Origin of the sequence: Lentzea atacamensis (assembly GCF_003269295.1) — a bacterium.
GTDB classification, from domain to species: domain Bacteria; phylum Actinomycetota; class Actinomycetes; order Mycobacteriales; family Pseudonocardiaceae; genus Lentzea; species Lentzea atacamensis.
This window is the reverse complement of the sequence record NZ_QLTT01000009.1, coordinates 396962-407670: the sequence shown is the minus strand read 5'-3', so window position 1 is coordinate 407670 and position 10709 is coordinate 396962. Positions and strand designations below refer to the sequence as shown.

General features: G+C 68.6%; 7 protein-coding genes. 6 read left to right on the top strand and 1 reads right to left on the bottom strand.

The window, feature by feature from the left end; all coding sequences use genetic code 11:
• Positions 1-1298: 1298 nt before the first annotated feature.
• From serA to C8D87_RS35220, 3 genes are all read left to right on the top strand, one after another.
• Complete coding sequence (gene serA / locus C8D87_RS35230) at positions 1299-2888, top strand: phosphoglycerate dehydrogenase (RefSeq protein ID WP_112230107.1); 1590 nt, start codon at positions 1299-1301, stop codon at positions 2886-2888.
• 240 nt (positions 2889-3128) lie between these two features.
• Positions 3129-6401: a S8 family serine peptidase gene (locus C8D87_RS35225; protein ID WP_411711524.1), complete on the top strand. Its 3273-nt coding sequence runs from the start codon at positions 3129-3131 to the stop codon at positions 6399-6401.
• A gap of 274 nt (positions 6402-6675) precedes the next feature.
• Positions 6676-7713, top strand: coding sequence for a 3-isopropylmalate dehydrogenase (locus C8D87_RS35220; protein ID WP_109634268.1), 1038 nt, complete (start codon positions 6676-6678; stop codon positions 7711-7713).
• Between the two features lie 66 nt (positions 7714-7779).
• On the opposite strand, the gene C8D87_RS35215 is transcribed toward C8D87_RS35220, so the two are convergent.
• A complete protein-coding gene (locus tag C8D87_RS35215; protein ID WP_109634266.1) occupies positions 7780-8199 on the bottom strand; it encodes a YciI family protein in 420 nt (139 codons plus the stop codon).
• A gap of 199 nt (positions 8200-8398) precedes the next feature.
• Between C8D87_RS35215 and C8D87_RS35210 the strand changes: the two genes are divergently transcribed.
• From C8D87_RS35210 to C8D87_RS46390, 3 genes are read left to right on the top strand one after another with little or no spacing between them, the layout of a single operon-like run.
• Complete coding sequence (locus tag C8D87_RS35210; RefSeq protein WP_109634264.1) at positions 8399-8782, top strand: SseB family protein; 384 nt, start codon at positions 8399-8401, stop codon at positions 8780-8782.
• Complete coding sequence (locus C8D87_RS35205; RefSeq protein WP_112230042.1) at positions 8779-9294, top strand: hypothetical protein; 516 nt, start codon at positions 8779-8781, stop codon at positions 9292-9294. Before C8D87_RS35210 ends, C8D87_RS35205 begins: the two co-directional genes overlap by 4 nt.
• The gene (locus tag C8D87_RS46390; protein WP_170166700.1) at positions 9291-10697 is read left to right on the top strand and encodes a putative T7SS-secreted protein; all 1407 of its coding nucleotides are present in this window, start codon (positions 9291-9293) and stop codon (positions 10695-10697) included. The genes C8D87_RS35205 and C8D87_RS46390 overlap by 4 nt, the downstream gene beginning before the upstream one ends.
• Positions 10698-10709: the final 12 nt, after the last annotated feature.

The following is a 10709-nucleotide window of genomic DNA, read 5'->3' as shown; positions in this document are numbered from 1 at the left end:
TGCCGCAGCACGTGCGGCACATCCTTGTACCCCAGCTCGGCCGCGGCCCCACGCCGATCCAATTCGGCGATTTTCTGCATCACCGAATGTTCGCGAATCCGGATTTCCGTCACCTCGTCGACGATGCCGCGCAGCAGCTCGTCGGTGGAGAGGAGTCGGGTGTCGCTCACGTGTTCTAATCTACCGCAAGATCACGACAAGATAACAGCTCGGGCCATACACAATCGGATGAACGGATCGACCGAACCGTCACCCGTGGCGAAGCGGAGCGAGCCGTAATGGGCAATGAACGGCCGTGCAACCGATAACTCCCGCACCCGAACAAACAAACGCAACCACGCACGCTCGCGATTGGGGCTTGACTTTGGGTGCGAGGTGCTACCGTGTTCGGATCGGCCGGGCGCTTCACATGCCCGGCTTTTAAAGGCCGACCAGCGCCTCGCAAGGGCCCCGAAGTCAAGCCCCAATCGCAATCGTCGCGAAGCGGCGATGAAACGACCCGGCTCGTCAAGGCCCGCGCAACCACCTGCGCGAGGTGACGCCCGCAAGTCAAGCGACCCCTCCGCTGGAACCGCCACTGAACCACCAACCAGCACCACCGCGGTGCCAACCGCAACTTGCGCCCCACGGCGGCCACCCGGCGAGTCCGCGCGCCTACCTGGCCACCCCGTGCCTCCACGGTGATCGCCCGGCCAGTCCGCGCTCCGACTACCTGGTCATCCCGCGCCCCAGGGAGACCACCCGGTGGGTCCGGGCGCCTACGGTGACTACCTGGCCGTCCTGTGTTCCCCACGATGACTACCTGGCCGGCCCCGGCTCTCCGGCGGTGACCACCCAGCTATCCCGCGACTACCCGGTCAACCCTGTTCCCACGGCGACTACCCGGCCAGCTCGTGCTCCCCACCGCGGCTGCCTGGCCAACCCGCGCCCCCACGCCGACCCCGGCCAGCTCGTGCTCCCCACCGCGGCTGCCTGGCCAACCCGCGCCCCCACGCCGACCCCGGCCAGCCCGCGCCCCTACCGCGACCACCCAGCCAGCCCGCACTCCCAACCACCCGGCCAACCCGCGCCCCCGCGCCGACCGCCCGCCCAACCCGCGCCCCCAACGGCAACAACCGCAAACCGCGTCCCACCCCACAAGACACCGCAGTGACCTGAGCCACCCGCCAAAGGCCCAGGCAAGCCCCCTGTCTATGCTCGTTAACAGTCCGGACACATTGCGGTGCCCGGTCGGCGCGGGCCAGCCGCCCCCGACCACGCCCGCGCCCCACGATCCGACCGTTCTGGGAGCGATGTCCGTGACCAACACGAGCCGACCTGTTGTCCTCATCGCCGAGAAGCTCGCACCGTCCGTCCTGGACGCTCTCGGCGACGGCGTGGAAGTGCGCCACGTAGACGGCACAGACCGCGCGGCCCTCCTCGAGGCCGTGCAGGACGCGGACGCCCTGCTCGTCAGGTCCGCCACCCAGGTCAACGCCGAGGTGTTCGCCGCCACTCGCAAGCTCAAGGTCGTGGCCCGTGCGGGCGTCGGCCTGGACAACGTCGAGGTGCCGGCCGCCACGGCCAGCGGTGTGATGGTCGTCAACGCCCCGACGTCCAACATCGTCAGTGCCGCCGAGCACGCCGTCGCGCTTCTTCTGAGCGTTGCGCGGCAGATTCCGGCCGCCCACGAGACGCTGCAGAACCACGAGTGGAAGCGCAGCAAGTTCAACGGCGTCGAGCTCAACGGCAAGACGGTCGGTGTCGTCGGCCTCGGCAAGATCGGTCAGCTGTTCGCGCAGCGCATCGCCGCGTTCGGCACCGAGCTCATCGCCTACGACCCCTACGTGTCCGCTCAGCGCGCGGCGCAGCTCGGCATCGAGCTCGTCACCCTCGAGGAGCTTCTCGAGCGGTCCGACTTCATCAGCATCCACCTGCCGAAGACGCCGGAGACCAAGGGGCTCATCGGCGCCGAGCAGCTGGCGAAGGCCAAGCGCGGCGTCATCATCGTCAACGCTGCACGCGGTGGTCTCATCGACGAGGAAGCTCTCGCGGAAGCGGTGAGGGAGGGGCAGGTCGGCGGCGCCGGCATCGACGTCTTCTCCACCGAGCCCACGACCGAGAACCCGCTGTTCAACGTTCCGGGCATCGTCGTCACCCCGCACCTCGGCGCCTCCACGGCCGAGGCGCAGGACCGCGCGGGCACCGACGTCGCGAAGAGCGTCATCCTCGCGCTCGCCGGTGACTTCGTGCCGGACGCCGTCAACGTCCAGGGTGGTGCGGTCGGCGAAGAGGTGCGCCCGTACCTGCCGCTCGTGCAGAAGCTCGGCACCGTCCTCAGTGCACTGTCGCCGAAGGCCCCGACCAGCGTCACCGTCGAGGTCCGCGGCGAACTGTCCAATGAGGACGTCGAGGTGCTGCCGCTCGCCGCACTGCGCGGTGTCTTCGCCAAGGTCGTCGAGTCGCAGGTCACGTTCGTGAACGCGCCCCGTCTCGCCGAGGACCTGGGCGTCAACGTCCAGCTGGTCAAGGAGACCGAGAGCCCGAACCACCGCAGCCTCGTCACGGTGAAGGCGGTCCACGCGGACGGCACCACCAACAGCGTCTCCGGCACGGTCAGCGGCATCGCCCAGGTCGAGAAGCTGGTGAACATCAACGGCCGCAACTTCGACCTGCGGGCCGAGGGAACCGTGCTGCTGCTGGAGTACCCGGATCGTCCGGGTGTCATGGGCACGGTCGGCACGCTGCTCGGCGAGGCCGGCGTGAACATCGAGGCCGCGCAGATCAGCCAGACCGGTGCGGACGCCGTCATGGTGCTGCGGGTGGACCGTCCGGTCGACACCGCCGTGCTCGACCCGATCGGGGCGGCCGTGGGTGCCCGCACCGTGCGGAGTGTCGACTTCGGATAGTCACGACAAACCGGGAAGGGGACTGCAAAGTCCCCTTCCCGTGGCTATCGCCGTTCACAACGAACGCGTAACAGGCAACTATCTGTAGACAACTTCATACTTTCGGGGCAGTCGCAGAGGCGTAGTCAGCGATTAGGTTCCCCACGAGGTTGACCCGGTGCCGTAGAGGGCGCGGCACTGTGTATTCGGGTCGAAAGCACACACCTCGTTTGGGGCAACGTTGTGAAGAGACGATCAAGTCTGGTGGTGTTCTCCGCCATCACCACACTGCTGATCGCACCCGCCACGGCGCAGGCGCAGAGCGAACCGCTCGCGCAGCCGGTGAAGGGCGCGCAGAAGCTCGACGCGAAAGCACTGCAGCTCAAGGTTTCTCCCCGGCTGAACCAGTCCGGCAAGGTCACCGCGTTCGTCGCGCTGGACCGCAAGCCTGCCGTTGACGCCTTCGAGGAGAAGAAGCCGCAGGGCAAGGAGGCCGCCAAGCAGGCGGCCAAGCAGGCGCGCAAGGACGTGTCGGCCTCGGTCGACCAGGTCGTCGGCGAGCTCAAGTCGAAGGACACCGCCACCAAGGAGCTCTACCGCACCTCCAACGGCGTTCCCGGCGTGGTCGTCACGGCGGACGCCGCGAAGGTCCGTGAGCTGGCGAACCGCCCGGACGTCACGGCGGTCTACCCGGTCGTGCCGAAGAAGCGGACGAACTCGAGCGCGGTGCAGCTCACCAAGACGCTCAACGTCTGGCAGCAGTACGGCAAGCTCGGTGACGACGTCCGGGTCGGCATCATCGACACCGGCGTCGACTACACCCACGCGAACTTCGGCGGCCCCGGCACGGTCGAGGCGTTCCGCGCCGTCAACCCGCGCGCGGCCGACCCGAACTTCCCGACCGCGAAGGTCGTCGGCGGCTACGACTTCGTCGGTGAGGAGTACGACGGGGCGAGCAAGGACCCGGCGATCAACACGCCGAAGCCCGACCCGAACCCCATCGACTGCAACGGCCACGGCTCGCACGTCGCCGGCACCACCGCCGGTTTCGGCGAGAACGCCGACGGCAGCACGTTCAAGGGCGACTACACCAAGCTCGACGCCGAGAAGCTCGACGCGATGAAGATCGGCCCCGGCACCGCGCCGAAGGCCCTCATATACGCGCTGAAGGTCTTCGGCTGCGACGGGTCGACCAACGTCACCTCGCAGGCGCTCGACTGGTCGCTCGACCCCGACGGCGACGGCGACTTCTCCGACCACCTCGACGTGGTCAACCTGTCGCTCGGCTCCGACTACGGCGCCCCGGACGACCCCGACAGCCTGTTCGTCAAGAAGCTGTACCGCGCCGGCGTCATGCCGGTGTTCTCCGCGGGCAACGGCGGCGACCTCTACGACATCGGCGGCTCGCCGGGCAACACGCCGGAGGCGCTGACCGTCGCGTCCACCCGTGACTCGTTCGTGCTGCGCGACGGTGCCGAGGCCAACGGCCAGGCGAAGCCGGGCCAGTACAGCCAGAACTTCACCGGTTACCTCGGCTACGACAAGACCCGGCCGGTCGTGAAGCTCACCCAGGCGGGCAACCTCGACGGCTGCCAGCCGATCACGGAGAACCTCGCCGGCAAGTTCGTGTGGCTGGAGTGGGACGACAACGACGCGACCCGCCGTTGTGGTTCGGGCGGCCGCACCAACAACGCGCAGGCCGCCGGTGCCGAGGGCGTGCTGCTTTCGTCGACTTTGAACAACTTCAACGCGGGCATCGCCGGCAACGCGACCATTCCGGCGTTCCAGTTCACCGGCGACGCCACCAACCAGGTGCGCCCGCTGCTGGACGCGGGCACGCTGACCGTGAGGCTCGCGGGCAACCTGCGCACCACGGTGCCGACCTACGACCAGTCCATTTCGGACACCCCGAGCTCGTTCACGAGCCGTGGCACGCGCGGCAAGTCGATCAAGCCGGACGTCGCGGCGCCCGGTGACACGATCTCCTCGACCGCCGTCGGTTCCGGCAACGACCGCTCGGTGATCTCCGGTACGTCGATGGCGTCCCCGCACGTCGCCGGCATCGCCGCCCTGGTGCGCCAGACGCACCCGGACTGGTCGCTGGAGGAGGTCAAGGCCGCGATCATGAACACCGCGGGCGCGGACGTGAAGGAGAACGGCAAGACCTTCGCGCCCAACCGCGTCGGCACCGGCCGCGTGGACGGCAAGGCGGCGCTGGACAACCAGGTCCTGGCGTTCGTCGAGGACGACCCCGGCTACGTGAGCGCGAACTTCGGCGTCGTCGAGGTCTCCAGGCCGGTCTCGAAGACCAAGACGATCAAGATCGTCAACAAGTCGACGAAGTCCGTCGAGTACAAGGTGGGCTACACCGCCGCCACGTCGATCCCCGGCGTGAGCTACGTGCTCTCGCAGGACAAGGTGAAGCTGAGCCCGCGCGGCGTCGCGCGCGTCAAGGTCACCCTGAAGATCGACGACCCCAAGGCGCTGCGCAAGACGATGGACTCGACCGTCACGCCGACGCAGCTCGACGTGGCGCGCCAGTTCGTCGCGGACGCCTCCGGCCGCGTGACCCTCACGCCGACCGCGGGTGCCACGGTGCCGCTGCGCCTGTCGGTCTACTCGGCGCCCAAGCCGGTGGCGGACATCCACACCGCGGGCAGCGTCCGCTTCCGCGGCAAGGACACGCAGGCGATCCTGAACCTCGTCGGCCGCGGCGTCGACCAGGGCACCGGCTCGCAGGCGTACCGCTCGCTGGTCAGCGTTCTCGAGCTGCAGGCCCAGTCGCCGAAGCTGCGCGACTGCCGCCGCAACGTCACCGAGAACTGCGCGCTCAACGAGACCGCCAAGGGCGGCGACCTGCGTTACGTCGGCGCGGCCTCCACGGCCCCGCTCGCCAAGGCGCAGGGCAAGCCGGAGGAGGCGATGCTCGCGTTCGGCATCGCGACCTGGGGCAACTGGTACAACCTCGGCACCAACACCGTTCCGTTCATCGACATCGACACGAACGGCGACGGGACCGCCGACTTCGAGACCTACGCGTCCCGCCTGACCGACACCGACCTGCTGGTCGCCACGACGGTCGACCTCAAGACGGGCGCGACGGTCGACATCCAGGCGGTCAACGGCCTGTTCGGTGACGTCGACACGAACACCGCCGACACCAACGTCGCGGTCCTGCCGGTGCTCCTCACGGCGCTCGGCATCGACCCGACGAAGGACACCTCGCGCATCTCGTACGTCGCCGGCACCACCGGCTACTACGTGGCGCCGGGCAACGCGAACGGCCTGATCGACGTGATCGACCGCAACCTGTCCTTCGACCCGCTCAAGCCGGGTCTGTGGACGCAGGGCGGCGGCGACGCGGCGCTCTCGTACCTCGCCAAGCCGGGCACCGCGCTCGTGGTGAACAAGGACGAGGCTGCGCTGAAGGCCGACAAGTCCGAGGGCCTGCTGGTGCTCAACCACCACAACGCCAGCGGCGACCGCGCGTCGGTCGTCACGGTGAAGTCGAGCGGGCGCGGTTCCGCCTACTGATCCGACGTTCGTCCGAGAGGCCCGGTTTCTCCCGAGAAGCCGGGCCTCCGGCATGTCACGGGTGGAACTGGCCGCTGTCACCCCTTGACGCGACACCGTTCCTGCGATCGAGTGACACCCGAAAGTGCGGAATGGGCCGTGTGGGTGTCCCGCAGTACGGGAGACAACACCCCGAAGGGGTGTCCGGCATGCGGCGAGTGGCCGTGATGCCGGTAGCCTTTCGCGAAGGAAAGTAGTCCCACTAATTGGGGACGGACACCTGGGAGGTGTGTGGATGCGGCTCGCAGTGATCCCAGGAGACGGGATCGGGCCCGAGGTCATCGCTGAGGCCCTGAAGGTCCTCAACGAGGTCGTTCCGGCGGCCGAGATCACTCGCTACGACCTCGGCGCGGCGCGCTGGCACGCCACGGGAGAGTTGTTGCCCGAGTCGGTGCTGGGAGAGCTTCGCCAGCACGACGCGATCCTGCTCGGCGCGGTGGGCGACCCGTCGGTGCCGAGCGGAATTCTGGAGCGCGGGCTGCTGCTGCGGCTGCGCTTCGAACTCGACCACCACGTGAACCTCCGCCCCGCTCGTCTCTACCCCGGTGTCCGCAGCCCGCTCGCGGACCCGCCGGAGATCGACATGGTGGTGGTCCGCGAGGGCACCGAGGGCCCGTACGCGGGCAACGGTGGCTTGCTGCGCAAGGACACCCCGCACGAGATCGCCACCGAGGTCTCGCTCAACACGTCGTTCGGTGTGGAGCGCGTCGTCCGCGACGCCTTCGCCCGCGCGTCGGTTCGTCAGCGTCGCCATCTGACGCTGGTGCACAAGACGAACGTCCTCACGCACGCCGGCTCGCTGTGGTCGCGCGTCGTGGAGGAGGTTTCGCTGCAGCACCCGGACGTGACCGTGGCATACCAGCACGTCGACGCGGCCACGATCCACATGGTCACCGACCCGGGCCGTTACGACGTGATCGTGACGGACAACCTGTTCGGCGACATCCTGACCGACCTCGCCGCCGCCGTGACGGGCGGAATCGGCCTGGCCGCGTCGGGCAACCTGGACGTGACGCGCCGCAACCCGTCGATGTTCGAGCCCGTGCACGGCTCGGCACCGGACATCGCGGGCCAGGGCATCGCGGACCCGACCGCCGCGGTGCTGTCCGTGGCGCTGCTGCTCGACCACCTCGGCGAGCACGAGGCGTCGCGCCGGATCGAGGCCTCCGTGGCGTTCGACCTGGCGACGCGCGACCACCAGTCGCCGGGCGCGACCTACGCGATCGGTGACAGGCTCGCGGCGCTCGTGTCGTCGAACGTGCGCACGGGCTGAGTTCTCGCAGACGTTTGAAGCCCGGCCGGAGTTCTCCGGCCGGGCTTCGGCGTTCTTCAGCGCGGGTCAGAGCTGACCGGTGCGCTCACGCCACGCGCGCTCCTTCTGGATCCACGGGTTGTCCTGGGGGAACTCGTCGATCGTGGGGACTCGGCGGATCTCGGTCTTGAAGCCGGGACCGGTGATCGGCGCGCGCCTGGCCCACTCGATCGCCTCCTCCTTGGAAGCGACGTTGATGATGTAGAAGCCGTTGAACAGCTCCTTGGTCTCGCCGTACGGGCCGTCCGTCACGACCGGCGGCTCGCTGGAGAAGTCGACGACCACGCCCTCTGAGGCATCGGCCAGGCCCTCCGCGGAGAGCAGGACGCCGGCGCGGATCATCTCGTCGTTGAAGCGGCCGACCGTCTCCAGCATCTTGTCGAAGTCGACGTCGCCCAGGTTCGCGAAGGCCTCGTCGGTCGCGCGCCAGATCAGCATGAACTTCATGGTGTGTCTCCCTGTTCCGCGGTGTTGCGGTGCCTGACATCCCGAGGTCGAACGGGTCTGCCGCCGGATCGACACGACCCCGGATCTTTTTTCCCGAAGTGACGCGGACCTCAGTTGATCGACTGCTCAGGCACGGACAGTGAGCCACCGGTAACGTACGGCGCTGCCGATCTGGGGGGATTGGTGGAACGGGAGAGGCATGCACGACGAAAACGAGGCGGTGGCGCACGCGCGGCGCTACCGCGAGGGTGGGGGAAACCCGGAGGCGTTCCTGCGGGCCTTCCGGGAGAGCACGGTCTACCTGCAGCGGATCGACCCGCTGTCCCTGCCGGTCGTCTCCATCGAGGGACTGAACTGGCTCGCCGCGTTCTCGAGCCCCGAGCGGTTGCAGGAGCACCTCGCGGCCAGGGGCGAGAGCACCGAGGCCCACTACCTGGCGGTCACGGGCGAACGGTTGCTCGACCACTACCTGCCCGCGTTGCCGAGGAACACCGGTGTCGTGTTCGACAACGGGGCCGAGCACATGATGAGCCTGCCGCCGGTGCGCGGCATCGTCGCCGACGAGCTGGCGGTGGACGCGTGACCGGGTTCGGCGTCGACCTCGGCGCGATGGGTCAGGCGATCAAGGGCGTCAACGACACGGTCGCGGCGTTGAAGGAGTTCGCGCCCGACGGCGGCCACCTCATGGCCAGCACCACCAGCCTCGGGTTCCTCTGCCCCAGCCAGGACGAGTGCGGTGACGAGGTGCTCGCCGAGGCGCTGGAGGAGTTCTTCGACCGCTGGAAGTGGGGAGTGCGGCACCTCGTCGAGGAAGGCACCGAGATGGTCTCGGCGCTCAGCGACACGCGCAGCGTGTACGAGCAGGCCGAGGACAAGCTCAAGCAGGGTTTCCAGCTGCTGCTCGGCGACCCCGGCTCACAGGTGGACCCGACCAAGCAGTCCTGGGAGGAGCTCGGCAAGCCGTACACGCAGTTGACCTCGATGGAGAAGGAGTGGGACAAGGCCGCGAAGGGCCTCGAGAACTCGTGGGACTCGGCGGTCGAGGACGTCACCGGTGAGGAGACGTCGTTCAAGAAGGCCGGTGATCGCGCGTGAGCTGGTTCGGGCGCAGTGAGCTCGGCGACACCGACGACCCGAAGGAGCTCGTCCCCGGCGACGTCGCGACTCTCGACGAGACCGCGAGCGGGCTGCGCAAGCTCGGCACCGCCTGTCAGGAGGCGTACGGCGGTCTGTCCAAACTGGACGTCGGCCACTGGACGGGTGCGGCGGCGGAGAAGTTCCAGCAGTACTTCGCCAAGGAGACGCCGAAGTGGCGGGACGCCGCCGAGGCGTTCGGGCCCGTCGTGGAGGCGCTGACGACCTACAAAGGCGCGGTCGAGCGCGCGCAACGCGAAGCCGCGGAGGCGATCCGTCTCCACAACGAGGCGAAGAAGGTCACCAAGGACGCCGAGCGCCAGTACGATGCTGCGGCGTCGCAGTTCGAGAAGGCGTTCATGGCCGCACAGGTCAGCGGTGACTCGGCGCCCGCACCGCTCGCCCCGTTCAGCGATCCCGGCAAGGCCCAGCGGGAGGCGGCCGAGCGGATGCTCGCCGACGCGCGCAACGCCCTGCGCAGTGCGGCCGCTGAGGCGGCCGCCGTCGTCACCAGGGCGAAGGACAAGGCTCCCGAGGAACCGGGGTTCCTCTCCAAGCTCGGTGCCTCGATCGAGGACAGCATCGAGAAGACCGTGGACCAGGTCGTGTCGGTGCACTCCGGTATGGGCCAGGCCGTGCTCGGCCTGGTCAAGGTGGCGCGGGTGATGAACCCGCTCGACCCCTACAACGTGGCCCACCCCGGTGACTACGCGGCCCACCTGATGCAGCAGGCCGGGGGCATGGTCCACATGGCCACGCATCCGACCGAGGCCGTCAAGGGCATCCTCAACGTCGAACAGTGGAAGAAGGACCCGTTCGCGGCGTTCGGTCAGCTGGTCGGCGACGTCGGTCTCGGCATCGCGACCGGCGGCGCCGGGCTGGCAGGCACGGCGGAGAAGGCGGTGCTGCGAGAGACAGCCGAGATGTCCGCGCGCGAAGCGGCCGAGCAGATGGGCACGCAGGTCGGCAAGCACGTCGACGACGGGCTCCCGCCGTGGCACCGGGCGGACTACGAGCCGCCGTCGCACACACCGGACTACAACAACCCGCACCCCGACGAGCCGTTCGGTCCGCAGCGCACCGATCCGGACGATCCCGTGCCGCACGACCGCGAGCCAGAGCCGCAGCGGGAGCCGGACCCTCCCGCGGAGGAACCGAAACGCGAGCCGGACGAGCAGCCCAGGGTCAGGGAACCGGAGCAGTTGCCGGAACCCTCCAAGAGCCAGTACTTCCAGCTGCAGGCCTCGGTCGCCAGGATGCAGGACATGCTGCCGCAGCTGCCTCCTCTGGAACAGCAGGCGATGCAGCGCGCGATGAACGAACAGAGACAGATGATGCGCGACATCCTCGACCGACACAGCTGACGTCACGGCGAT

Bases quoted from the DNA above. Each gene is read 5' to 3' on its own strand.
- C8D87_RS35210 (WP_109634264.1), top strand. From the start codon at position 8,399: ATGCACGACGAAAACGAGGCGGTGGCGCACGCGCGGCGCTACCGCGAG.
- C8D87_RS35220 (WP_109634268.1), top strand. From the start codon at position 6,676: ATGCGGCTCGCAGTGATCCCAGGAGACGGGATCGGGCCCGAGGTCATC.
- C8D87_RS35215 (WP_109634266.1), bottom strand. From the start codon at position 8,199: ATGAAGTTCATGCTGATCTGGCGCGCGACCGACGAGGCCTTCGCGAAC.